Source organism: Hydrogenophaga sp. (assembly GCF_019635465.1).
GTDB lineage: Bacteria > Pseudomonadota > Gammaproteobacteria > Burkholderiales > Burkholderiaceae_C > Hydrogenophaga.
In genome coordinates this window covers 1-20,623 of sequence record NZ_JAHBZK010000001.1, presented here as the reverse complement: position 1 = coordinate 20,623, position 20,623 = coordinate 1, and the positions used below count along the sequence as shown (strand labels likewise).

At 65.4% G+C, this 20,623-nt stretch carries 29 protein-coding genes; 18 read left to right on the top strand and 11 right to left on the bottom strand.

Annotation, left to right across the window (positions count from 1 at the left end):
- The first annotated feature begins 13 nt into the window (after nucleotides 1-13).
- From rpsC to KF871_RS00125, 5 genes are all read left to right on the top strand, one after another.
- Nucleotides 14-892, top strand: coding sequence for a 30S ribosomal protein S3 (gene rpsC / locus KF871_RS00145; protein ID WP_291136501.1), 879 nt, complete (start codon nucleotides 14-16; stop codon nucleotides 890-892).
- A 2-nt stretch (nucleotides 893-894) separates the two neighbouring features.
- A complete protein-coding gene (gene rplP / locus KF871_RS00140; RefSeq protein ID WP_166228693.1) occupies nucleotides 895-1,311 on the top strand; it encodes a 50S ribosomal protein L16 in 417 nt (138 codons plus the stop codon).
- A 16-nt stretch (nucleotides 1,312-1,327) separates the two neighbouring features.
- Nucleotides 1,328-1,528: a 50S ribosomal protein L29 gene (gene rpmC / locus KF871_RS00135; protein WP_291136494.1), complete on the top strand. Its 201-nt coding sequence runs from the start codon at nucleotides 1,328-1,330 to the stop codon at nucleotides 1,526-1,528.
- Nucleotides 1,529-1,539: 11 nt separating this feature from the next.
- On the top strand, nucleotides 1,540-1,809 hold the full coding sequence (rpsQ, locus tag KF871_RS00130) for a 30S ribosomal protein S17 (protein ID WP_291136491.1): 270 nt from the start codon (nucleotides 1,540-1,542) through the stop codon (nucleotides 1,807-1,809).
- 94 nt (nucleotides 1,810-1,903) lie between these two features.
- A complete protein-coding gene (locus KF871_RS00125) occupies nucleotides 1,904-2,413 on the top strand; it encodes a peroxiredoxin (RefSeq protein WP_291136488.1) in 510 nt (169 codons plus the stop codon).
- Between the two features lie 78 nt (nucleotides 2,414-2,491).
- On the opposite strand, the gene KF871_RS00120 is transcribed toward KF871_RS00125, so the two are convergent.
- Nucleotides 2,492-2,992, bottom strand: coding sequence for a GNAT family N-acetyltransferase (locus KF871_RS00120; protein ID WP_291136485.1), 501 nt, complete (start codon nucleotides 2,990-2,992; stop codon nucleotides 2,492-2,494).
- 56 nt (nucleotides 2,993-3,048) lie between these two features.
- Nucleotides 3,049-3,720 (bottom strand): cytochrome b/b6 domain-containing protein, encoded by a 672-nt coding sequence (locus KF871_RS00115; RefSeq protein WP_291137370.1) that lies wholly within the window; start codon nucleotides 3,718-3,720, stop codon nucleotides 3,049-3,051.
- 133 nt (nucleotides 3,721-3,853) lie between these two features.
- On the opposite strand from KF871_RS00115, the gene KF871_RS00110 reads away from it, so the two are divergent.
- Nucleotides 3,854-4,306: a cytochrome c gene (locus KF871_RS00110; RefSeq protein WP_291136482.1), complete on the top strand. Its 453-nt coding sequence runs from the start codon at nucleotides 3,854-3,856 to the stop codon at nucleotides 4,304-4,306.
- A gap of 69 nt (nucleotides 4,307-4,375) precedes the next feature.
- Here the strand turns inward: KF871_RS00110 and KF871_RS00105 are convergent, their stop codons facing one another.
- Nucleotides 4,376-4,897: a TlpA disulfide reductase family protein gene (locus KF871_RS00105; RefSeq protein ID WP_291136479.1), complete on the bottom strand. Its 522-nt coding sequence runs from the start codon at nucleotides 4,895-4,897 to the stop codon at nucleotides 4,376-4,378.
- Between the two features lie 54 nt (nucleotides 4,898-4,951).
- Here KF871_RS00105 and KF871_RS00100 point away from each other — a divergent pair, with 54 nt between their 5' ends.
- Nucleotides 4,952-5,656 (top strand): DUF4197 domain-containing protein, encoded by a 705-nt coding sequence (locus KF871_RS00100; protein WP_291136476.1) that lies wholly within the window; start codon nucleotides 4,952-4,954, stop codon nucleotides 5,654-5,656.
- A 7-nt stretch (nucleotides 5,657-5,663) separates the two neighbouring features.
- Here the strand turns inward: KF871_RS00100 and KF871_RS00095 are convergent, their stop codons facing one another.
- Together KF871_RS00095 and KF871_RS00090 are read right to left on the bottom strand one after the other, a co-directional pair.
- Nucleotides 5,664-6,068 carry a thioredoxin fold domain-containing protein gene (locus KF871_RS00095; RefSeq protein WP_291136474.1) on the bottom strand — a complete coding sequence of 135 codons (405 nt, stop codon included), beginning with the start codon at nucleotides 6,066-6,068 and terminating at the stop codon, nucleotides 5,664-5,666.
- A gap of 8 nt (nucleotides 6,069-6,076) precedes the next feature.
- A complete protein-coding gene (locus KF871_RS00090; RefSeq protein ID WP_291136472.1) occupies nucleotides 6,077-7,342 on the bottom strand; it encodes a CaiB/BaiF CoA-transferase family protein in 1,266 nt (421 codons plus the stop codon).
- 69 nt (nucleotides 7,343-7,411) lie between these two features.
- Here KF871_RS00090 and KF871_RS00085 point away from each other — a divergent pair, with 69 nt between their 5' ends.
- From KF871_RS00085 to ptsP, 5 genes are all read left to right on the top strand, one after another.
- Nucleotides 7,412-7,945: a hypothetical protein gene (locus tag KF871_RS00085; protein ID WP_291136470.1), complete on the top strand. Its 534-nt coding sequence runs from the start codon at nucleotides 7,412-7,414 to the stop codon at nucleotides 7,943-7,945.
- Nucleotides 7,942-9,231, top strand: a complete 1,290-nt coding sequence (locus KF871_RS00080; RefSeq protein ID WP_291136468.1) for an MFS transporter — start codon at nucleotides 7,942-7,944, stop codon at nucleotides 9,229-9,231. The genes KF871_RS00085 and KF871_RS00080 overlap by 4 nt, the downstream gene beginning before the upstream one ends.
- Entirely contained in the window at nucleotides 9,228-9,674 is a 447-nt protein-coding gene (locus tag KF871_RS00075) for a PTS fructose transporter subunit IIA (RefSeq protein ID WP_291136465.1), read from the top strand. The genes KF871_RS00080 and KF871_RS00075 overlap by 4 nt, the downstream gene beginning before the upstream one ends.
- Nucleotides 9,643-9,912, top strand: a complete 270-nt coding sequence (locus tag KF871_RS00070; protein WP_291136462.1) for an HPr family phosphocarrier protein — start codon at nucleotides 9,643-9,645, stop codon at nucleotides 9,910-9,912. Before KF871_RS00075 ends, KF871_RS00070 begins: the two co-directional genes overlap by 32 nt.
- Before the next feature lie 163 nt (nucleotides 9,913-10,075).
- Nucleotides 10,076-11,824, top strand: a complete 1,749-nt coding sequence (gene ptsP / locus KF871_RS00065) for a phosphoenolpyruvate--protein phosphotransferase (RefSeq protein ID WP_291136458.1) — start codon at nucleotides 10,076-10,078, stop codon at nucleotides 11,822-11,824.
- A 9-nt stretch (nucleotides 11,825-11,833) separates the two neighbouring features.
- Here ptsP and KF871_RS00060 read toward each other — a convergent pair whose 3' ends face one another.
- The 6 genes from KF871_RS00060 to KF871_RS00035 form a co-directional block, all read right to left on the bottom strand.
- Nucleotides 11,834-12,673: a DMT family transporter gene (locus KF871_RS00060; RefSeq protein WP_291136455.1), complete on the bottom strand. Its 840-nt coding sequence runs from the start codon at nucleotides 12,671-12,673 to the stop codon at nucleotides 11,834-11,836.
- A 60-nt stretch (nucleotides 12,674-12,733) separates the two neighbouring features.
- Entirely contained in the window at nucleotides 12,734-13,429 is a 696-nt protein-coding gene (locus KF871_RS00055; RefSeq protein WP_291136452.1) for an AraC family transcriptional regulator, read from the bottom strand.
- Between the two features lies 1 nt (nucleotide 13,430).
- Nucleotides 13,431-14,390: a lipoyl synthase gene (lipA, locus tag KF871_RS00050; RefSeq protein ID WP_291136448.1), complete on the bottom strand. Its 960-nt coding sequence runs from the start codon at nucleotides 14,388-14,390 to the stop codon at nucleotides 13,431-13,433.
- A 15-nt stretch (nucleotides 14,391-14,405) separates the two neighbouring features.
- Entirely contained in the window at nucleotides 14,406-15,047 is a 642-nt protein-coding gene (gene lipB / locus KF871_RS00045) for a lipoyl(octanoyl) transferase LipB (RefSeq protein WP_291137367.1), read from the bottom strand.
- Between the two features lie 73 nt (nucleotides 15,048-15,120).
- Nucleotides 15,121-15,405 carry a DUF493 family protein gene (locus KF871_RS00040; RefSeq protein WP_291136445.1) on the bottom strand — a complete coding sequence of 95 codons (285 nt, stop codon included), beginning with the start codon at nucleotides 15,403-15,405 and terminating at the stop codon, nucleotides 15,121-15,123.
- Between the two features lie 8 nt (nucleotides 15,406-15,413).
- Nucleotides 15,414-16,292: a D-amino acid aminotransferase gene (locus tag KF871_RS00035; protein ID WP_291136442.1), complete on the bottom strand. Its 879-nt coding sequence runs from the start codon at nucleotides 16,290-16,292 to the stop codon at nucleotides 15,414-15,416.
- 140 nt (nucleotides 16,293-16,432) lie between these two features.
- On the opposite strand from KF871_RS00035, the gene KF871_RS00030 reads away from it, so the two are divergent.
- The 6 genes from KF871_RS00030 to atpA all read left to right on the top strand — a co-directional run.
- Entirely contained in the window at nucleotides 16,433-16,948 is a 516-nt protein-coding gene (locus KF871_RS00030) for an ATP synthase subunit I (RefSeq protein WP_291136439.1), read from the top strand.
- A 24-nt stretch (nucleotides 16,949-16,972) separates the two neighbouring features.
- Nucleotides 16,973-17,839, top strand: a complete 867-nt coding sequence (gene atpB, locus KF871_RS00025; RefSeq protein WP_291136436.1) for a F0F1 ATP synthase subunit A — start codon at nucleotides 16,973-16,975, stop codon at nucleotides 17,837-17,839.
- 80 nt (nucleotides 17,840-17,919) lie between these two features.
- Complete coding sequence (gene atpE / locus KF871_RS00020; RefSeq protein ID WP_009519254.1) at nucleotides 17,920-18,165, top strand: F0F1 ATP synthase subunit C; 246 nt, start codon at nucleotides 17,920-17,922, stop codon at nucleotides 18,163-18,165.
- 119 nt (nucleotides 18,166-18,284) lie between these two features.
- Complete coding sequence (locus KF871_RS00015; RefSeq protein ID WP_291136433.1) at nucleotides 18,285-18,755, top strand: F0F1 ATP synthase subunit B; 471 nt, start codon at nucleotides 18,285-18,287, stop codon at nucleotides 18,753-18,755.
- 21 nt (nucleotides 18,756-18,776) lie between these two features.
- A complete protein-coding gene (locus KF871_RS00010; RefSeq protein ID WP_291136430.1) occupies nucleotides 18,777-19,307 on the top strand; it encodes a F0F1 ATP synthase subunit delta in 531 nt (176 codons plus the stop codon).
- Nucleotides 19,308-19,369: 62 nt separating this feature from the next.
- A partial coding sequence (gene atpA, locus KF871_RS00005; RefSeq protein WP_291136427.1) for a F0F1 ATP synthase subunit alpha occupies nucleotides 19,370-20,623 on the top strand: 1,254 nt, incomplete at its 3' end.

The following is a 20,623-nucleotide window of genomic DNA, read 5'->3' as shown; positions in this document are numbered from 1 at the left end:
GAGGCACAGGAACATGGGACAGAAAATCAACCCGACCGGCTTCCGCCTGGCCGTCTCGCGCAACTGGGCCAGCCGCTGGTACGCCAGCAACCGCGACTTCGCGGGCATGCTGGCCGAAGACATCAAGGTGCGTGAGTACCTCAAGGGCAAGCTGAAGAACGCTGCGGTCTCGCGCGTCGTCATCGAGCGCCCCGCCAAGAACGCCCGCATCACCATCTACTCGGCGCGTCCGGGCGTGGTGATCGGCAAGAAGGGCGAGGACATCGAAAAGCTGAAGAAGGACCTCGCGGTCAAGCTGGGCGTGCCGGTGGCCGTCAACATCGAGGAAGTGCGCAAGCCTGAAATCGATGCCAAGCTGATCGCCGACTCCATCACCCAGCAGCTCGAGAAGCGCATCATGTTCCGTCGCGCCATGAAGCGCGCGATGCAGAACGCCATGCGTCTGGGTGCCCAAGGCATCAAGATCATGAGCGCCGGTCGTCTGAACGGCATCGAGATCGCCCGTACCGAGTGGTACCGCGAAGGCCGTGTGCCGCTGCACACCCTCCGCGCCGACATCGACTACGGCACCTCTGAAGCCAAGACTACCTACGGCGTCATCGGCGTCAAGGTGTGGGTCTACAAAGGCGACACCCTGGGCCGCAATGATGCCCCGGTCGTGGCCGAGCCCCGTCCGGAAGAAGAGCGCCGCCCGCGCGGCCCGCGTCGCGAACGCACCGAGCGTCCGGCTGGCCCGACCGCCCGTGCCGCTGTGCGCCGTGGCACCAACGCCGCTCCGGCCGATGGCAGCGACAAGCCTGCCGAAGCCACGGGTGGTGACACCAAACCCGCCGTTAAGCGCGTTCGCAAAGACGCACCCGCACCTGCAGCTGCGGACGGCAAAGGAGAATAAGCATGTTGCAACCTGCTCGTCGCAAGTACCGCAAGGAGCACAAAGGCCGTAACACCGGCGTCGCCACCAGTGGCGCCACCGTGGCTTTTGGCGATTTCGGTCTGAAATCCACCGACCGCGGCCGTCTGACCGCGCGCCAGATCGAGGCCGCGCGTCGCGCGATCTCCCGTCACGTCAAGCGTGGCGGCCGCATCTGGATCCGCGTGTTCCCCGACAAGCCAATCTCGCAAAAGCCCGCCGAAGTCCGTATGGGCAACGGCAAGGGCTCGGTCGAGTACTACGTTGCCGAAATCCAGCCCGGCAAGGTGCTGTATGAAATCGTGGGCGTGCCCGAGCAACTCGCTCGCGAGGCCTTTGCCCTGGCTGCCGCCAAACTTCCCCTGCGCACCACGTTCGTGACGCGCATGCTGGGTCAGTGATTCAGGAGAACACGCAATGAAATCTGCTGAACTGCGCCAGAAGGATGTGGCCGGCCTGGAAGCCGAAGTGAAATCGCTGCAGAAGGCCCATTTCGGTCTTCGCATGCAGAAGGCCACGCAACAACTCAACAACACCGCCACGCTGGGCGACACCCGCCGTGCGATCGCTCGTGCCAAGACCATCCTGGCCGAGAAGCAGCGCACCGCCGCCAAGTGAAGGAGCGAACCATGACCGAAGCCAAACCCGCCCTCAAGCGCACCCTGGTCGGCAAGGTGGTGAGTGACAAGCGTGCCAAGACCGTGACGGTCCTGGTTGAACGCCGCGTCAAGCACCCTATCTACGACAAGATCGTGATCAAGTCCAGCAAGTACCACGCCCATGACGAGACCGGCGAGTACAAGCTGGGTGACCTGATCGAGATCACCGAGAGCCGCCCGATCTCCAAGACCAAGAACTGGGTGGCCAGCCGTCTGGTGCAAAAAGCCGCGATCGTCTGAGTCCCTTTCGACCCCTGGGCGACACGCTTCAAAAAAGCGACCGACAATTCGGTCGCTTTTTTGTTTGTGCATCCACCAACCACGAGGAGTCACCATGATCAAGGTCGGAGACCAACTGCCCGCCGGCACCCTGATGGAATACAGCGAAGTCGAAGGCAATGGTTGCAGCATCGGGCCCAACCCGGTGGATGTGCAGAAGGCGAGCGCAGGCAAGACGATTGCCATCTTCGCTCTCCCAGGTGCTTTCACCCCCACTTGCTCAGCGAAGCACGTGCCGGGCTTTGTGCAGCATGCCGGTGATTTCAAGGCGGCAGGGGTCGACGAGATCTGGTGCGTCAGCGTCAACGACGCGTTCGTGATGGGTGCCTGGGCGCGCGATCAAAAGTCGGCTGGCATTGTCCGCATGCTGGGCGACGGCAGCGCAGACTTCACCAAGGCAACGGGGCTGACCCTGGATCTGGCCGCACGGGGCATGGGTCTGCGCAGCAATCGCTACTCGATGCTGGTCAAAGACGGTGTGGTCAAGTCACTCAACATCGAGGCACCTGGCAAATTCGAAGTGAGCGACGCGGGCACCTTGCTCGCTCAAGCAAAGGCTCTTTGACGACTTGTTTGAGCGTCAGGAATCATGCAAAGGCCGCGACATCCGCGGCCTTTTTGCTACCGCAATCCAACCGCCACCTCAGAGCTCGACCTTGAGGTAATGCGCCCCAGGGATCGGGTTGTGATAGTAGGGAGCGACCTCCACAAACCCCGCCTCCTGATAGAGCGCACGAGCGGCCTCCATGTCGGACAGGGTGTCGAGCAGCATGGTCGTGTACCCAGCGATCTGGGCGAGCGTGAGGATGCGGTCAACCAGCTGGCGACCCAGCCCGAAGCCCCGGAACGCCGGCCGCACAAACAGGCGCTTCATTTCGCAGGCGTTGAGGTGATCGCTGTTGTGCAACGCCCGCAACCCACAACAGCCAGCGGAGGCGCCATCCACCAGGGCCAGCAGCAGTGCGCCAGCGGGGGGCGCATAGTCGCCGGGCAGGTGGGCGACCTCATGCTCAAAGTCCTGGAAGCAAAGGTCGATGTCAAGCGACGCCTGATAGTCCAGAAACAGCGCTCGCACGGCTTCGATGTCTTGCGCAGACTCAACCAGACGCAGCTCGATGGCGGCGGAGGCGGTGGGGTCGGTCATCGGTGAAGGAGCGGTCCGGTCCGGTGCTGGAGGCGCCCACTATAAGCGAGGGGAAATCAGAAGCCGGTCGCGCCCAGCCCGACCACCCACCAGACGACACCTGCACACCCGGCCAGAACCACCAGCGCCGTCAGGCGCGTTGCCACCGTATCGCGAGCCGAGGTCAGCCCTTGGGGGAGTTGCTTGTCGCCAGTGAGCATGGCCTTGGTCAACGCTTCGCGTTTGACCAGCTTGTAGAAAATGATCGCCAGGACATGCAAGCCGACGAGCACCAAAACGATGAGCTTGCCTACCTCCTTGTGGTAGCCGGTCGCGGCGGCCACGGTGTCGCCGGACACCAACCGGACCAGCGGACCGAACGTGGCTATCTCGTCGTCGCTGACCAGACCAGTGCCCACTTGCACCGCCAGCAGAAGCAGCAGGGCAAACACAGACAGCGCGCCCAGCGGACTGTGCCCGGCCGTGTGGACAAGCGGCGAACGGCCGCGCAAGTGCGCAACCAAGGAAGAGGGGCTGTAGAGGAAGGCCCCAAAGCGCGACCAATGCCCGCCCACGAAACCCCAGACCAGGCGGAACAACAGGAGCGTGAAGGCGGTGTAGCCCAGCCGCAGGTGCCATTCCATCCAGGCGCCGCCAACGCTGCCGGTGACCACCAGCGCCACGACGCAAATCGCCAGCGACCAGTGAAACAAACGGGTGGGCAGATCCCAGATACGAACTGTGTGCATGGTGGCCTCCGGCCTCGAAGTGTCCATGGATCGGGTAAAACCCTGCGGGTTCCTTTGGAACTTTGGTCCAACGGTTCGGCTCATTGAGCGCCGGCCCACGAGCCGGACACCCCATCAACCCCCAGGAGATCCCATGAAGTTGATTGCACCACTTGCGCTGGCGCTGGCCGTCGGCACCCTGGCCGCCCCGGCCTGGGCCCAGTTCCAGAAGCCCGAGGACGCCATCAAGTACCGCAAGGCAGCGCTCACGGTCATGGCCACCCATTTCGGTCGCATCGGTGCAATGGCCAATGGCCGTATGCCCTTCGACCCCAAACTGGCTGCCGACAGCGCCGCCCTGGTGGAGACCATGAGCAAGTTGCCTTGGGAAGGCTTCGGCCCGGGCACCGACAAGGGGGAGACCCGCGCACTGCCCGAAGTCTGGAGCGAGCCAGCCAAATTCAAGGCCGCAGCCGAGAAGATGCAGGGTGAGGTCGCCAAGCTCAACGCGGCGGCCAAGACCGGAAACCTGGACGCCATCAAGACCGCCTTCGGTGCGGCGGGTGCCAGCTGCAAGGCGTGCCACGACGATTTCAGAGGTCGTTGACCCTGGGGCGCTTCTGTGCAGAGACAAAAAAGGCCGGAACGATCCGGCCTTTTTTGTGGGCGCTGCCCTTCAGGTGTTCAGCAGCTTTTCGATCAGCGCGTGCAAGGCCTCGGCTTCAGGTTCGCCCACATAGCGTTTGACGATCTGGCCTTGCTTGTCCAGCAGGTAGGTGGTCGGTGTGAGTTGCACATCGCCCCAGGCCTGGGCGATCTGCCCGGTGTTGTCCAGCGCCACCTTGAAGGGCAGCTGGCGCGATTGCGCAAAGTTGACGACCCATGCCGGTGGGTCGTAGCTCATGGCCACTGCCAGGGTCTCGTAGCCGCGGTCGGCAAACTTCTGGTGCGTGGCCACCAAGGCGGGCATTTCCTTCACGCAGGTCACGCAGGTGGTGGCCCAGAAGTTCACCAGCGTGACCTTGCCGCGCAGGTCGGCAGTGCGCAGCTGCTGCCCGTCCAGCAGCACGAAGGTGGAGTCGGGGGCGTCTTCCCGCCCGGCACAACCCGCCAGACCCAGCAAGGCGGTGGCGCCCAGCGCCACGCCGGCACCCAGCACGGTGCGGCGCGGTGTGCCCAATGCGTTTGTGTTTGTCATCTCACGGTTCGCCATCTAAAGTCCCTGGCTCATTGCATTCACGGGAGCCCGTCCATGTACCGCCGTCAGTTTCAAATCTTGATCGCCAGCAGCCTGGGGGGCCTGATTGTCGCAGCCCATCGGCAAGCCTGGGCGCTGTCCATCGCCGACCTGACCGACCGCGACGCCACCAACGGTATCCGGACCGCCCTGGAAAAGGGCGCCCTGGCCGCCGTGGCACTGCTGGGCAAGACCGATGGATTCCTTGGCAACCCGAAAGTTCGGATTCCGTTGCCCGGCTATCTGGAGGACGCCGCCAAGTTCCTGCGGTTCGCGGGCCAGGGCAAGCGTGTGGATGAGCTGGTGACCGGCATGAACCGGGCGGCCGAGCAGGCGGTGCCGCTGGGCAAGGACTTGCTGGTGGGTGCCGTGAAGTCCATGAGCGTGACCGACGCCAAGAACATCCTGGGCGGCGGGGACGACTCGGTCACCCAGTTCTTTGCGGCCAAGACGCGTGAACCCCTGGGCGAAAAATTTCTGCCGGTGGTGACCCAGACTACCCAGAAGGTCGGCCTGGCGCGCAGCTACAACCGGGTGGCTGAGAAGGCCTCGGGCCTGGGGCTGGTCAACCCCGCCGACGCCAATGTCGAGCGCTATGTCACCGGCAAGTCGCTCGACGGGCTGTACACCATCATTGGCGACGAGGAGCGCAAGATCCGCCAGGACCCGGTGGGCACCGGCAGCGCCATTCTCAAGAAGGTGTTTGGCGCTCTCAAGTGAGTGCCTGCTAGCGTTTGATGGCCCGCTGAGCGGTCTCCAGGCGTTGCTCGAGATATTGGCCGTAGTAGTCGGCCGACGCCACACCGACCAACCGCTCCGCCAGCTCGCGCCCGTCGGGGCCGAAGAACATCACCGTGGGGGTGAAGCGCGCCTTCCAGGCCTGCGCCAGCGACGCCGGCGACGTGGTGCTGCCATCAAAGCCCTGGATTGCCGTCGCACGGTCCTGCACGTCCAGTTGCACGGCGATGGCCTTGCCCTCGCGCATGAAGGGGTGCAGGTAGCTGTTGCGCACCAGCTCGCAGTACACGCAGCCCTGCAAGGTCGTCATGACCACGAGGGGCTGGCCGCGCTCGGCGGCAGCCTGGGCGGTGGCGCGCAGCGAGGCGGGGGTGGGCAGGGGTTGGTAGGCCATGTTGAGACTCAGATGGCGCCGGCGTCCCGAAGTTGCGTCAGGCGCTGTGAATCGGCACCGATCCACTCGGCCAACACCTCGTCGGTGTGCTGACCGAGCAAGGGCGGTGGCAGGTCGTTGCGCACGGGCGTGGCGCTCATCTTGATTGGGCTGGCCACCAGCTCGATGCTGTCGGCCAGCGGGTGCTGCCAGGTGTGCACCATCTGCCGCTCGCGCACGTGCGGGTCGGCAAACACCTCGGCCAGATCGTTGATGGGGCCACAGGGCACCTTGGCCGCTTCCAGCGCGGTGAGCCAATCGGCCTTGCCGCGCGACTTGAGGATCGCCTCCAGCATTGGCACCAGCACTGTGCGGTGGCGCACCCGGTTCTGGTTGAGCGCGAAGCGCTCGTCGGCCGCGATCTCGGGCCGTCCCGCCACCTGGCAAAAGCGGGCGAACTGCCCGTCATTGCCCACGGCCAGGATGATGTGCTGCGCATGACCGCTGGCATCGGGCGCCACTTCGAACACCTGGTACGGCACGATGTTGGCGTGCGCGTTGCCCGCGCGGCCCGGCACCTTGCCGTCCTCGCGCCCGCGCACCAGGTAGTTGGCGCCCAGGTTGGCCAGCATGGCCACCTGGGTGTCGAGCAGGGCCATGTCGACGTGTTGGCCCTGGCCGGTGTGCTCCGCGTGCCGCAATGCGGCCTGGATGGCAACGGTGGCATACAGCCCGGTGAACAGGTCGGCCACCGCCACACCCACCTTCTGCGGCCCGCCGCCGGGCAGATCGTCGCGTTCGCCGGTGATGCTCATCAGGCCGCCCATGCCTTGCACGGCGTAGTCGTAGCCGGCGCGGTCCTTGTAGGGGCCGGTCTGCCCAAAGCCGGTGATGGAGCAGTACACAAGGCGCGGGTTGATCTGCTGCAGCGTGGGGAAGTCCAGGCCGTAGCGGGCCATGTCGCCCACCTTGTAGTTCTCGACAAACACGTTGGCCTTGGTGGCCAGCTCGCGAATCAGCGCTTGCCCGTCAGGCACCGACAGATCGCAGGTGATGGAGCGCTTGTTGCGATTGGCACCCAGGTAATAGGCGGCCTCGGCGGTGTCCTGCCCATCGCGGCCCCGCAGAAACGGCGGACCCCAGCCGCGCGTGTCGTCGCCGCCGGGGTGACCCGGGCTGCGAGGGCGTTCGACCTTGACCACATCGGCGCCCAGGTCGGCGAGCGTTTGCGTGCACCAGGGCCCGGCGAGCACGCGCGAGCAGTCCAGGACGCGGATACCATCGAGAGCATTCATGCGTGGATTGTGCGCGAGCCCGATGCGTCCGCGCTGTCACGGCGGCGAGTCCGCCGCCCCATTGTTTCCATGCCCTCTCCACACCCTTTGCTCTCGTTCGTGCTGGCATTGCCGCTGCTGGCCGCTTGCAGTCCCACGTTCAACTGGCGCAGCGTGCCGGTGGATGGCACCCCCCTGGAGGCATTGATGCCCTGCAAGCCCGACGCGGGCGAGCGCGAGGTGCCCTTGGGCGGCCTGCCCACCCGGCTGCAGATGCGCTCGTGCGAGACAGGCGGCCTGACCTTCGCGCTGGCCTGGGCCGATGTGGGCGATGCCGTGCGCGTCCCGCCATCGCTGAGTGGTTGGCGCCGTGCCAGTCTGGCGGGCGTGCGCGTCGATGTCGCGCGCGTCGACGAGCCGGCGGTGCAGTGGGTTGTCCAGGTGCCGGGTGCCGAGCAGTCGCTGGGCCTGCAGGTCACGGGTGTCGATCCCCAGGGTGGTTCGGTCGACATGCGCGCCGTGCACTTCACGCACGGTTCCGTGGTGTTTCAGGCGGCGGTGTACGGCCAGCGCATGGACGCCGCTGCGCTCGCGGCCTTTGTTGACGGCTTGCGGCTGCCATGACCGATCCGCGAGCCACGCCACCGCACGACGAGCGCCTGGGGAGCCAGGCGGTGGTGCTGGTGTTTCTGGTGTTCGCGGTCACCTACTTCCTGTCGGCGCTGGTGCGTGCCATCACCGCCACCCTGTCGCCCACGCTCAGTGCGGAGCTGCTGCTATCGCCTGGGGACCTGGGGTTGTTGGCGGGTGGGTACTTTTTCGGTTTTGCGCTGACCCAGCTGCCCCTGGGGCGTTGGCTGGACCGCCACGGGCCCAAGCAGGTGCTGCTCGCTTTTCTGGGCGTCGCCGTGATCGGTTGCGTGGCGTTTGCCGCTGCCCACAGCTTCACCGGGCTGCTGGCTGCGCGGGTGCTGACCGGCATGGGGCTGAGTGCCTGCCTGATGGCGCCGCTGACCGGGTTCCGGCGGTGGTTCACGCCGTCGGTTCAGCTGCGCGCCAACTCCTGGATGCTGATGACCGGCTCCATGGGCATGGTGGCCGCGACGCTGCCGGTGCAGTGGCTTATGCCGGTGTTGGGTTGGCGCGGGCTGTTCTGGCTGCTGGCCGTGCTCATCGTGGTGGCCATGGGCGTCTCGGCGTGGACGCTGCCGCCCTGGCGCCAGGGTGTAGCCGCGCCGGACGAAGAACCCGGTGCACCGGTGCCCGAGGCGGTCGACTACCGCCAGATCTGGCGCAACCCCTACTTCCGGACCATGTTGCCCGTGGGGTTCGTGAACTATGGCGGCATGGTGGCCATCCAGACCCTGTGGGCCGGCCCCTGGATGGTCAACGTGGGCGGGCACACACCGGCAGAAGCCGCGGCCGGCCTGTTTGCCATCAATCTCAGCATGTTGTGCGCGTTCTGGACCTGGGGCGTGGTCAACCCGCACCTTGCCCGGCACGGCTGGCGGCCCGAGACGCTGATTGGCTGGGGCCTGCCCATCAGCCTGCTGGTGTTGCTGGCCATCGTGGTCATGGGCGCACAGGCCGGCTGGCTGATGTGGGCGCTGTTCTGCGTCAGCTCGACCTTTGTCTCGCTGTCGCAGCCCGCGGTGGCCATGGCCTTGCCGCTGCACGCGGCAGGGCGTGCGCTCTCGGCGTTCAATCTGGTCATTTTCGGCGGGGTGTTTGTGTTGCAGTGGGGTATCGGGCTCGCCATCGATGCGTTCGGCCATGCCGGGTTGGGCCAGGCGGACAGTTACCGAGCCGCCGTGGCGGTGTTTGGCTTGTGCGGCGTCGCGGCCTATGGCGCGTTCTGGCGCGGCTGGCGGCGTATCGAACGCGATCGCGCCGCTACACTGCGCGCATGAACGGCATCCTGCTGATCGCGCACGCCCCGCTGGCTTCGGCCTTGCGGCAGTGCGTGCTGCATGTCTTTCCCGACGCGCACGAGGCCGTGGTAGCACTGGACGTTCAGCCCAATGTGCCGCCCGAAGAAACGCTGGCGCAGGCGCGCCTGCTGCTCACGCAGATGGCCCGACCGCAGACGCTGGTGGTGACCGACGTGTTCGGCGCCACGCCCTGCAACGTGGCGCAAAAACTCATTGACGGCGTGCGCAGCAAGCTCATCACCGGGGTGAACCTGCCCATGCTGCTGCGCACCGTGAGCTACCGGCACGAATCGCTCGACGCGCTGATCTCGCGTGCCCTGATCGGTGCCACCCAGGGCGTGATGCAGGTGGCCGTGACCGCCCCACAAAACCAGGCCAGACGAGCCACGCATGATCAAGACCACCGTGACCATCAGCAATAAGCTGGGCCTTCACGCCCGCGCCTCGGCCAAGCTCACCAAGCTGGCCGGCAGTTTTGCCAGCGAGGTCTGGATGTCGCGAGGTGAACGGCGTGTCAATGCCAAGAGCATCATGGGCGTGATGATGCTGGCCGCCGGCATCGGCAGCACGGTCGACATCGAGATCAATGGGGCGGACGAACAAGTCGCCATGGATGCGCTGCTGGCGCTCATCAACGACAAGTTCGGCGAAGGCGAGTGATGAGGCCCCCACGCTCCGCCGCTGCGCGGGTCGCTGCCCCCCTGGGGGGCTGTTTCGCCTTGGGGCGGCCCGGCGGCGAAACGCGGCCCCCGCGTTCCACCGCTGCGCGGGTTGCTGTTTCACGAGTGGGTTGCTTCACCTTGGGGCGGCCCGGCGGCGAAACATGACGTTCGCAGTGCACGGTCTCGCGGTGTCCCGTGGCGTGGCCATTGGGCGGGCGGTAATCGTGGCGGCCAGCCGCATTGACGTGGCGCACTACCTGGTGCCGGCCGAAGAGACCGAGGCCGAGCTCGAACGCCTGCGCCGCGCGCGGGTGGCCGTCTCGGACGACATTGCGCGGGTACAGAAGAGCCTGGCCGAGATGGGCCCGGCCGATGCGCACCCCGAACTCACGGCGGTGCTCGACGTGCACCTGATGCTGCTGCAGGACGAGCAGTTGTCTGCAGGGGTGCGGCACTGGGTGGTCGATCGCCACTACAACGCCGAGTGGGCGCTGACCACCCAGCTGGAGGTCATCTCGCGGCAGTTCGACGAGATGGAAGACCCGTACCTGCGCGAGCGCAAGGCCGACCTCGAACAGGTGGTCGATCGCATGCTGCGTGTGATGCGCGGCGAGACCTCGCCCATGGCCGCGGCGGGCGTGGTTGATCCGGCGCGACGCGACAGCGAAGACCCACTGGTGCTGATCGCGCACGACCTGTCGCCGGCCGACATGTTGCAGTTCAAGCAAAGCGTGTTTGCCGGCTTCGTGACCGACGTGGGCGGCAAGACCAGCCACACCGCCATCGTTGCGCGCAGCATGGACATCCCCGCGGTGGTGGGCGCGCGCTCGGCCAGTCACCTCATCCGCCAGGACGACTGGGTCATCATCGACGGTGACGCCGGCGTGGTGGTGGTCGATCCATCGCCCATCGTGCTGGCAGAGTACGGCTTCAAGCGCCGCCAGGGCGAGATCGAGCGCGAGAAGCTTTCGCGCCTGCAGCACACGCCGGCGGTCACGCTGGACGGTCAGAAGATCGAGCTGCTGGCCAACATCGAACAGCCCGACGACACGGTGGCCGCCATCAAGGCCGGTGCCATGGGCGTGGGTCTGTTCCGCAGCGAATTTCTGTTCATGGGCCGCGAGGGGCAGACGCCCGACGAGGAAGAGCAGTACCGCGCCTACCTGCGCGCCGTCGAGGGCATGCAGGGCTTGCCCGTCACCATCCGCACGGTGGACGTGGGGGCCGACAAACCGCTGGATCGCGCCGCGTCCCGCAGCGACGACCACCTCAACCCGGCACTCGGTCTGCGCGCCATTCGATGGAGCCTGGCCGACCCGTCGATGTTTCTCGCCCAGCTGCGCGCCATTCTTCGCGCCGCGGCGCATGGGCCGGTGAACCTGCTCATCCCGATGCTGGCGCACGGCGCCGAGATTCGTCAGACGCTGCAGCTGGTGGCCAAGGCCAGAGAGCAACTTGATGCAGCGGGTGTGGCGCATGGCCCGGTCCGGCTGGGCGCCATGATCGAGGTGCCGGCTGCGGCACTCACCATTCCGCTGTTCCTGCGGCACTTCGATTTCCTGTCGATCGGCACCAACGACCTCATCCAGTACACGCTGGCCATCGATCGGGCCGATGAGGCGGTGGCCCACCTCTACGACCCCTTGCACCCGGCGGTGCTGCACCTGGTGGCCAACACCATTGCCCAGGCCAACGCGCAGGGGCGGGGCGTGAGCGTGTGCGGCGAAATGGCCGGCGACGTGACCATGACGCGACTGCTGCTGGGTCTGGGTCTGCGCAGCTTCTCGATGCACCCGTCGCAGATCCTGGCGGTCAAGCAGCAGATCCTGCGCAGCGACACCAGCAAGCTGGCGGCCTGGGCGCAGGAAGTGTTGAACGCCGAAGAGCCCGCCGCCTTGCTGGCGGACTGAGCCCGCCGCTCAGCGTTGCCGGGTGGCGACCACCGCGGCGCCAATGATCATGGCGGCAGCGAGTGCGATCGATGGGGTGGGCATTTCGGCACGCATCGCCAGCAGGGTGAGGGTCGACAGCAAAGGCGTGAGAAAGCTCAACACGCCGATCTGCCGCGCGTCCCCGCGCTTGAGTGCGGCGTCCCACAGAAAAAACGCACCACCCAGCGGGCCCAGGCCCAGCAGCGCAATCAAGGCCATGTCTTTGGCGCTCAGCGTCACCGCCGGTTCCAGCAGGGCATGGCAGCCCAGCGACAGCAGGCCCGAGACGGCGGCGAAGCTGCCGATCGCTGCGGTGGGGAAGGCGCGCACCCGCTTGGTCAGCAGCGAGTAGCTCGCCCAGATGAAGGCCGAGCCCAGCGCCGGCAGGTAGCCCCAGGCCCAGGTGGCGCGAGCCTCGCCAGCTGTGCCGAGGATGGCCAGCGCGGCGCCGGCAAACCCCACCAGTGCCGCCACCACGTGGCGCACCGTCAGGCGCACCCCCGGCAGAAACAGCGGCGCCATCACCACGATGCCCAGCGGCCAGAGGTAGTTCACCAGGTTGGCCTGCACGGGTGGTGCGTGGCGCAGGGCGATGAACAACAGAAAGTGAAAGCCGAACAACCCATAGACGCCGATCGCCAGCGTGCCGAAGGGTATGCGCCACTGGCGCCAGTCAAAGCGCGACAACGGCAGCGCGATCAGACTGCCCACCAGCAGTCCGAGCCCGGTCAGCAGAAAGGGCGGTACATGGGTGAGCGCAACGCCCAGGGCGGCCAATGAGGCCCATAGAGCGATGGCGCCGATGGCGAACAGGTTGGCGGTGGACATGCGGCGATCATCGCCGCTGGCGTCGGCGTCCAACGCATGTCTGTCGTCGCGCGACAGGTGTCAGCGTCCCCGGCGCCGCAAGGCAGCGGTGAGCGCGGAGGGCGAGCGGTAGCCGCTGAGGCGCGCGGCCTCGGCCACGCTGCTGCCCTGACGCCGCAATGCCTGGGCATGGTCCAGCTGCAGGTTGCGCAGCCATTGCTGGGTGCTCTGTCCAAGCTCCTGGCGGCAGCGCGCGGCGAACTGCGCCGGGCTCAGGTGCGTCTGGGCGGCCAGGTCGGCCACAGCCAGCGGCGCCGTCGACCAACGCGCGCGCGCCCACGTGCTCAGTGCGATCCAGTCGATCGCACGGCGTGGTCGCGTGGCGGGGATGACTGCGGAGGCTGCGGGCAACCAGCTTTCCAGCAACAGGGCTGGCCCCAGGGTTTGCGCGCGGGGCAGGGCCCTTTCGCAGGCCTCAGCCAGGTAGCTCGCCAGGGCAACTGTTGCACTGCTGGGTGTGCCAGGCGCGCGCGCCCAGCCTTCGTCGTGGCTGTCCAGCACCAGGCAGCGCGCGCCCAGGCTGGATTCGAAGTCGTGTCGATCGCCGGGCCTGACCACGCACCCGATGCCCGGTCCAATGCGTTGGCCGTGGCCGGCTACCTCCAGCTCGAGGACGCCCTCGAGGCCGATCAGGATCTGGAAGTGATCGTGGGCATGGCTGCCGGGCGATGCCCCATAGGCCCGCACACCGATGTGGTCGTGCCCGGACGTGCCCATGTCATTTGGCCAGCGCCTCGAGCACGCCATGAGCCTGCTGGTCTGCGTGGTAGCTGCTGCGCACCATGGCGCCCACGGCGGCGTGGGTGAAACCCATCTCGTAGGCCTTGGCCTCGAACATTTTGAAGGTGTCCGGGTGCACGTAACGCCGCACCGGCAGGTGGTGCCCGCTGGGCGCGAGGTACTGCCCGATCGTGAGCATGTCGATGCCGTGCGCGCGCATGTCCTGCATGACCTGCAGGATTTCTTCATCGGTCTCGCCCAGGCCGACCATGAGCCCGCTCTTGGTGGGCACCTGCGGAAACAGGGCCTTGAACTTCTTGAGCAGGTTCAGGCTGAATGCGTAGTCGGAGCCCGGTCGCGCTTCCTTGTACAGGCGTGGCACCGTCTCCAGGTTGTGGTTCATCACATCCGGCGGCGCGGCCTTGAGGATGTCGAGCGCGCGATCATCGCGACCGCGGAAGTCGGGCACCAGCACCTCGATGGTCGTCTCGGGCGAGAGCTCGCGGGTCTTGCGGATGCATTCCACAAAGTGGCCAGCTCCACCGTCGCGCAGGTCGTCGCGGTCGACGCTGGTGATCACCACGTACTTGAGCTTGAGCTGCGCAATGGTCTTGGCCAGATTGACCGGCTCGTCGGTGTCGAGCGGGTCGGGGCGGCCGTGACCAACGTCGCAGAACGGGCAACGGCGGGTGCACTTGTCGCCCATGATCATGAACGTGGCCGTGCCCTTGCCGAAACACTCACCGATGTTGGGGCAGCTGGCTTCTTCACACACCGTGACCAGCTTGTTGCTGCGCAGGATGTCCTTGATCTCGTAGAAGCGCGTGGTGGGGCTGCCCGCCTTGACCCGGATCCACTCCGGCTTCTTGAGCGTTTCAGCCGGCACGATCTTGATCGGAATGCGCGCGGTCTTGGCCTGGCTCTTTTGCTTGGCGGTGGGGTCGTAGGTGGTGCTCATGGCGGATGGGGACGGTCAGGGCCGCAGCAGCACGGCGAGGTGCTGCGTCAGCACCCGGGCCGCTTCGTCCCAGGAAGCGGTGACGCCGATTGTAGAAAGGTCGACCGTTTGCAGGCCGGCATAGCCGCAAGGGTTGATGCGCTGGAAGGGTTGCAGGTCCATGGCCACATTGAGTGCCACGCCGTGGTACGTGCAATGGCGGCTGACTTTGATGCCCAGCGCGGCGATCTTGCCCAAGCCGTCAAACACGGGCTCCGGGGGCGGGCTGCCTGGCTCTCGCCGTCCTGGGGCCTGGGGCAGGCGGGCGTGGCTGGCCGGATCGTCCAGCCGCACATAAATGCCGGGCGCGCCGGCCACGCGGTGGCCGGTCACGCCGAAGTGATCCAGCGTTCGGATCACCGCTTCCTCGATGCGGTAGACGTATTCCTTCACGAAGTAGCCCGCGCGTTGCAAGTCAATCAGTGGATAGGCCACCACCTGGCCCGGCCCGTGGAAGGTCACCTGGCCGCCGCGGTTGGTGGCGACCACCGCAATGTCGCCGGGAGCCAACAGGTGGTCTTCCCGCCCGGCCAGGCCTTGTGTGAAGACGGGCGGGTGTTCACAAATCCAGAGCTCGTCGGGCGTGTCCGGGGTTCGCAGGGCCGTGAAGGCCTGCATGGCTTCATAGATCGGCAGGTAGTCAACCTGGCCGAGCCAGCGCGTCGCAATCGTCACCGGGGTCACCGTGCCGTTACAGCACCACTTTGACCATGGGGTGGGTGGTCAAGGTGCGGTAGACCTCGTCCAGGTGCTCGCGCGACGTGACACGCACGGTGACCGTCAGCCCCAGGTAGTTGCCGGCCTTGCTGGGGCGATGCTCGAGCGTGGCGGGGTCGAAGTCAGGGTCGAAGGCGAGCGCAATTTTGACGATGGCCTCGGCAAATCCTTCCACGTTTTCGCCCATGACCTTGATAGGGAAATGCGTGGGGTAGGTGATGAGCGATTGCTCGGGCGGAATGTCGGGTGGCAAATTCATGGCTAGTCTCAGATCGACTGCTCGGCGATCGCGCGTTGGTAAGCGGCGTGCAGGCGGGCTACCACGGGCCCGGGTCGGCCATTGCCCACTGGCTGACCGTCCAGTGTGGTGACGGCGAGCACCTCCTTGGTGGCGGAGGACAGAAACACCTCGTCGGCGCTGGCCACCTCTTCACGGGTGATGCGCCGCAGTTCGAAAGGGATGCCCTCGGCGGCACAGATCGACTCGATCAATCCGTATCGAATGCCTTCGAGCACAAGGTTGTCGTTGGGTGTGCCCAGTACCTTGCCATCACGCACCACCCAGACGTTGCTGGCAGCCGCTTCACTCAGAAAACCGTCGCGGAACATCACGGTCTCGACTGCGCCCACGTCGGCACTGATTTGCCGGGCAAACACGGCGCCGAGCAGGCTGGTGCTCTTGATGTGAGCCTTCTGCCATCTGAAGTCATCCGCCGTGACGCAGGCCACACCTTGTGCACGCTGCTCGGCAGAGGGCGGCTTCATCGCGCTGGCCATGGCGAACACGGTCGGCGTCAGGCCCTGGGGCATCACGTGGTCGCGCAACGCCACGCCGCGGGTGATTTGCAGGTAGATCAGCTGATCGCGTGCGCCGCGGTCGCTTTGATCGGCAATGAGGCGGCGCGCGATCGCCAGCCATTCATCGCGCGAGTGGGGGTTGGCGATTCGCAGCTCACCCAGCGAGCGGTCCAGGCGCGCCATGTGCTCCGCGAAGCGAAAAATCTTGCCGCCGTAGACCGGAAGCACTTCGTAGACGCCGTCACCGAAGATGAAGCCGCGGTCCAGAACGCTCACACGAGCGTCTCTGAGCGCGCTGTATTCGCCGTCGAGGTAACAAAGCGAATCGGGTAGCTGGGGTGTGTTCATCGCGGAATTATCGAACCGGGCTGGCGCAGGCGCTCCCCGACCCGCGCGCCTTGACGGCGCTTTGGGGTTTCTACGTATAATCAATGGCTTTGCGACCCGGACCCGCCTGCCATTTGTCTGTCGAAAGACCACCGATCGCGATGTCGACCATGCTCCCAGCCCAGCCGACATCGCAGTGGACAGATGAACAGGAAGATGGGGTGCAAGAACCCGAATTCAAGCCGCTGACGCGTGAACAGGCGCAGCAGTGGCGCGCTGGCCAGCCAAAGTTATCCCTTTGGCGGCTGGTGGGGGTGCAGTGGCTCGTGGGCCTGCTCGCTGCCCTGGCCGCCGGATTGCTTTGGCAGTCGGGGGCTTTGGCGGTGTCGGTGCTCTACGGTGCGGCGGCGGTGGCCATTCCGTCGGCCTTGATGGCCTACGGACTCACCTCCAGCGCTCTGTCCCGGCTGTTGTCGGGCTTTGCGCAGGCTGCACTGGTCGGTTTCCTGTTCTGGGAAGGCGTCAAGGTCTTGCTGTCGGTGGCTCTTCTGGCCGCGGCGGTCTGGATCCTGCCGGAGCCGAACTGGATCGGGTTGCTGGTCGGGCTGGTGTTGGTTCTCAAGGTCTACTGGTTCGGGGCGTTGCTCCAGGCCCGCAGACCGCATGCAAACGGTTGACGCTCTGCGCATTGGTGCACACAAATGGCTGCTGAAGGCACTCTGACCCCTGGCGAGTACATCCGCCACCACCTCGTTCACCTGACGAATCACCATCAGGGCTCGATCGTCGACTTTTCCGTCCTGAACGTGGACTCGGTCGTCGTGAGTTCCTTGCTTGGCCTGCTGATGTGTTTCGTTTTCTGGCGCGCCGCGCGCAATGCGACGGCTGGTGTGCCTGGCCGCTTCCAGGCGGCGGTCGAAATTCTGGTCGAGATGGTCGACAACCAGGCCAAGGCCATGATTCACAACGCCACCAGCCGCAAGCTGATTGCTCCCCTGGCGCTGGCCGTGTTCGTGTGGATCTTCCTGATGAACTTCATGGACATGCTGCCGGTCGATCTGCTGCCGCAGATCTGGCACAAGGCCGGCCCTGCCATGGGCATCAGCGACCACCTGCGCGTGGTGCCCACCGCTGACCTGTCCACCACACTCGGCCTGTCTGTCTCTGTCCTGCTGCTCTGCCTGTTCTACAACATCAAGATCAAAGGCCTGGGCGGCTGGACACACGAATTGGTGACGGCGCCTTTTGGCACCAGCAAGAACCCGGTGTTCGCGCTGCTGCTGGGCATGGTCAACTTCCTGATGCAAATGATCGAGTTCGTGGCGAAGACGGTTTCGCACGGCATGCGGTTGTTTGGCAACATGTTCGCGGGTGAGCTGGTGTTCATGCTGATCGCGCTGCTGGGTGCCTATGCCACCCTCTCGCTCAGCGGTGGACTCTTCTTCGTCGGACACCTGATCGCTGGCACGGTGTGGACCTTGTTCCACATTCTGGTCATCACCTTGCAGGCGTTCATCTTCATGATGCTGGCCCTCATCTATCTGGGGCAGGCGCATGACGCTCACTGACGCGGCCGTCCTGGACGCGCTCGGGTAATTTCGCTTCGTTTCTTTTTTCTCAACAAACTTCCATCTCAACAGGAGTCATCATGGAAAACGTTCTGGGTCTCGTCGCTCTGGCTTGCGGCCTCATCGTCGGTCTGGGCGCCATCGGCGCTTCCATCGGCATTGCGCTGATGGGCGGCAAGTTCCTCGAGTCGTCGGCCCGTCAGCCCGAACTCATGAACGACCTGCAAACCAAGATGTTCATTCTGGCCGGCCTGATCGACGCTGCCTTCCTGATCGGCGTGGCCATCGCGCTGCTGTTCGCTTTCGCCAACCCGTTCACCCTGTAATTGGTTGGTCGGCCCCGTGGGGCAGGTTGGCACGCGGTTCGCTTTGAACTGATGTCTGCCTGTCCCCGTTCACGGTGGTCGGTGTGTATCCCATTTAGTCCACACAGAAAGGCGTTGCGATGAACATCAATGCAACCCTCTTTGCGCAGGCCATCGTCTTTGCGATCCTGATCTGGTTCACGATGAAGTTCATCTGGCCACCGATCGCCAAGGCCCTGGATGAGCGCGCGCTGAAGATTTCCGAAGGCCTGGCGGCCTCCGAAAAGGCAAAGACCGAGCTGGCCGCGGCCAATCAGCGTGTCGAAGCCGAGTTGAGCAAATCGCGCGACGAATCGGCGACCCGTCTGGCCGATGCCGAGCGCCGTGCGCAAACCATCATCGAAGAGGCCAAGGCCCGCGCGAACGACGAGGCCGCCAAGATCGTGGCCGCTGCGCGCCAGGAGGCTGATCAGCAGGTGGTCAAGGCGCGTGAATCGCTGCGCGAACAAGTGGCTGTGCTGGCCGTCAAAGGTGCCGAACAGATCCTGCGCAAGGAAGTCAACGCCGGCGTGCACGCTGACCTGCTCAGCCGCCTCAAGACCGAGCTCTGATCGAGCCCACAGGAACGACCCATGGCCGAAATCGCCACCATTGCCCGCCCCTACGCGGAAGCGCTGTTCAAGGCATGTGGCCAGGACGCAGCCGCAACGGCAGCCTGGCTCGATGCCCTGGCTGTTGTCGCCGCTGACGATCAACTGCTGCAATTCGCCGACAACCCGAAAGCGTCGACGCAGCAGGTGTTCGATCTGATCGCCGGCGTGCTGAAGACCCCGCTGCCGACGGCTGGCCAGAACTTCCTGCGCACGGTCCTCGACAATGGCCGCTTGACGGCGCTGCCCGAGATTGCGAGCCAGTTCCGCGCGCTCAAGAACGCGCAGCAAGGCTCCTCGGACGCGACGGTCTACAGCGCCTTCCCTGTCGAGGCGGCTTCGCTGGCCGATCTGGCCGCCGTGCTGGAGAAGCGCTTCGAACGCAAGCTCAATGTCCAGGTCGAAGTGCAGCCCGAGTTGATTGGCGGCATTCGTGTGGTGGTCGGCGACGAGGTGCTCGACACCTCGGTCAAGGCCCGCCTGGAACAGATGAAGATGGCCCTCACGGCCTGACCGGGTTTCAAGGCCCTGACCTGCCCGCGCCGCATAACCATTAACGATTGAAGGAAAGAGTCATGCAGCTCAATCCCGCTGAAATTTCCGAACTGATCAAGTCGCGCATCGAGGGTCTGGATGCCAGCGCCGACGTGCGCAACCAGGGCACCGTGGTCTCCGTGACCGACGGTATCGTCCGCATCCATGGCCTGTCCGATGTGATGCAGGGCGAAATGCTCGAGTTTCCGGCCACCAAGGACGGCGTGCCCACCTTCGGTCTGGCGCTCAACCTTGAGCGCGACTCTGTGGGCTCGGTGATTCTGGGCGAATACGAACACATCTCCGAAGGCGATACCGTCAAGTGCACGGGCCGCATTCTCGAAGTGCCCGTGGGCCCCGAACTCGTGGGTCGCGTGGTCAACGCGCTGGGGCAGCCCATCGACGGCAAAGGCCCGATCAACACCAAACTGACGGACGTGATCGAGAAGGTCGCTCCGGGCGTTATCGCGCGTCAGTCCGTTGACCAGCCGGTGCAGACCGGCCTGAAGTCGATCGACTCCATGGTGCCAATTGGCCGTGGCCAGCGCGAGCTGATCATCGGCGACCGTCAGACCGGCAAGACGGCCGTGGCGATCGACGCGATCATCAACCAGAAGGGTCAGAACATGACCTGTATCTACGTCGCCATCGGTCAGAAGGCGTCGTCGATCAAGAACGTGGTGCGCGCGCTGGAGCAAGCCGGCGCGATGGACTACACCATCGTGGTCGCCGCATCGGCCTCTGAGTCGGCCGCCATGCAGTACCTGTCGGCCTACTCGGGCTGCACCATGGGTGAGTACTTCCGTGATCGCGGCCAGGACGCCCTGATCATTTATGACGACCTGTCCAAGCAGGCCGTTGCCTACCGTCAGGTGTCCCTGCTGCTGCGCCGTCCCCCGGGTCGCGAAGCCTTCCCTGGCGACATCTTCTATCTCCACAGCCGTCTGCTCGAGCGCGCCGCCCGCGTGAACGCCGACTACGTCGAAGCCTTCACCAAGGGTGAAGTCAAGGGCCAGACCGGTTCGCTGACCGCGCTGCCCATCATCGAGACGCAAGCCGGTGACGTTTCGGCCTTCGTGCCGACCAACGTGATCTCCATCACCGACGGTCAGATCTTCCTGGAAACCAGCCTGTTCAACGCCGGCATCCGTCCCGCCATCAACGCCGGTATCTCGGTGTCGCGCGTGGGTGGTGCTGCCCAGACCAAGCTGATCAAGAACCTGTCTGGCGGTATCCGTACCGACCTCGCGCAGTACCGCGAACTCGCGGCCTTCGCCCAGTTCGCTTCCGACCTG

Excerpts from the sequence above, each read along its gene's own strand:
- rpsC (WP_291136501.1), top strand. The coding sequence starts at position 14 with ATGGGACAGAAAATCAACCCGACCGGCTTCCGCCTGGCCGTCTCGCGC.
- rplP (WP_166228693.1), top strand. The coding sequence starts at position 895 with ATGTTGCAACCTGCTCGTCGCAAGTACCGCAAGGAGCACAAAGGCCGT.
- rpmC (WP_291136494.1), top strand. The coding sequence starts at position 1,328 with ATGAAATCTGCTGAACTGCGCCAGAAGGATGTGGCCGGCCTGGAAGCC.
- rpsQ (WP_291136491.1), top strand. The coding sequence starts at position 1,540 with ATGACCGAAGCCAAACCCGCCCTCAAGCGCACCCTGGTCGGCAAGGTG.
- KF871_RS00125 (WP_291136488.1), top strand. The coding sequence starts at position 1,904 with ATGATCAAGGTCGGAGACCAACTGCCCGCCGGCACCCTGATGGAATAC.
- KF871_RS00120 (WP_291136485.1), bottom strand. The coding sequence starts at position 2,992 with ATGACCGACCCCACCGCCTCCGCCGCCATCGAGCTGCGTCTGGTTGAG.
- KF871_RS00115 (WP_291137370.1), bottom strand. The coding sequence starts at position 3,720 with ATGCACACAGTTCGTATCTGGGATCTGCCCACCCGTTTGTTTCACTGG.
- KF871_RS00110 (WP_291136482.1), top strand. The coding sequence starts at position 3,854 with ATGAAGTTGATTGCACCACTTGCGCTGGCGCTGGCCGTCGGCACCCTG.
- KF871_RS00105 (WP_291136479.1), bottom strand. The coding sequence starts at position 4,897 with ATGACAAACACAAACGCATTGGGCACACCGCGCCGCACCGTGCTGGGT.
- KF871_RS00100 (WP_291136476.1), top strand. The coding sequence starts at position 4,952 with ATGTACCGCCGTCAGTTTCAAATCTTGATCGCCAGCAGCCTGGGGGGC.
- KF871_RS00095 (WP_291136474.1), bottom strand. The coding sequence starts at position 6,068 with ATGGCCTACCAACCCCTGCCCACCCCCGCCTCGCTGCGCGCCACCGCC.
- KF871_RS00090 (WP_291136472.1), bottom strand. The coding sequence starts at position 7,342 with ATGAATGCTCTCGATGGTATCCGCGTCCTGGACTGCTCGCGCGTGCTC.
- KF871_RS00085 (WP_291136470.1), top strand. The coding sequence starts at position 7,412 with ATGCCCTCTCCACACCCTTTGCTCTCGTTCGTGCTGGCATTGCCGCTG.
- KF871_RS00080 (WP_291136468.1), top strand. The coding sequence starts at position 7,942 with ATGACCGATCCGCGAGCCACGCCACCGCACGACGAGCGCCTGGGGAGC.
- KF871_RS00075 (WP_291136465.1), top strand. The coding sequence starts at position 9,228 with ATGAACGGCATCCTGCTGATCGCGCACGCCCCGCTGGCTTCGGCCTTG.
- KF871_RS00070 (WP_291136462.1), top strand. The coding sequence starts at position 9,643 with ATGATCAAGACCACCGTGACCATCAGCAATAAGCTGGGCCTTCACGCC.
- ptsP (WP_291136458.1), top strand. The coding sequence starts at position 10,076 with ATGACGTTCGCAGTGCACGGTCTCGCGGTGTCCCGTGGCGTGGCCATT.
- KF871_RS00060 (WP_291136455.1), bottom strand. The coding sequence starts at position 12,673 with ATGTCCACCGCCAACCTGTTCGCCATCGGCGCCATCGCTCTATGGGCC.
- KF871_RS00055 (WP_291136452.1), bottom strand. The coding sequence starts at position 13,429 with ATGGGCACGTCCGGGCACGACCACATCGGTGTGCGGGCCTATGGGGCA.
- lipA (WP_291136448.1), bottom strand. The coding sequence starts at position 14,390 with ATGAGCACCACCTACGACCCCACCGCCAAGCAAAAGAGCCAGGCCAAG.
- lipB (WP_291137367.1), bottom strand. The coding sequence starts at position 15,047 with ATGCAGGCCTTCACGGCCCTGCGAACCCCGGACACGCCCGACGAGCTC.
- KF871_RS00040 (WP_291136445.1), bottom strand. The coding sequence starts at position 15,405 with ATGAATTTGCCACCCGACATTCCGCCCGAGCAATCGCTCATCACCTAC.
- KF871_RS00035 (WP_291136442.1), bottom strand. The coding sequence starts at position 16,292 with ATGAACACACCCCAGCTACCCGATTCGCTTTGTTACCTCGACGGCGAA.
- KF871_RS00030 (WP_291136439.1), top strand. The coding sequence starts at position 16,433 with ATGTCGACCATGCTCCCAGCCCAGCCGACATCGCAGTGGACAGATGAA.
- atpB (WP_291136436.1), top strand. The coding sequence starts at position 16,973 with ATGGCTGCTGAAGGCACTCTGACCCCTGGCGAGTACATCCGCCACCAC.
- atpE (WP_009519254.1), top strand. The coding sequence starts at position 17,920 with ATGGAAAACGTTCTGGGTCTCGTCGCTCTGGCTTGCGGCCTCATCGTC.
- KF871_RS00015 (WP_291136433.1), top strand. The coding sequence starts at position 18,285 with ATGAACATCAATGCAACCCTCTTTGCGCAGGCCATCGTCTTTGCGATC.
- KF871_RS00010 (WP_291136430.1), top strand. The coding sequence starts at position 18,777 with ATGGCCGAAATCGCCACCATTGCCCGCCCCTACGCGGAAGCGCTGTTC.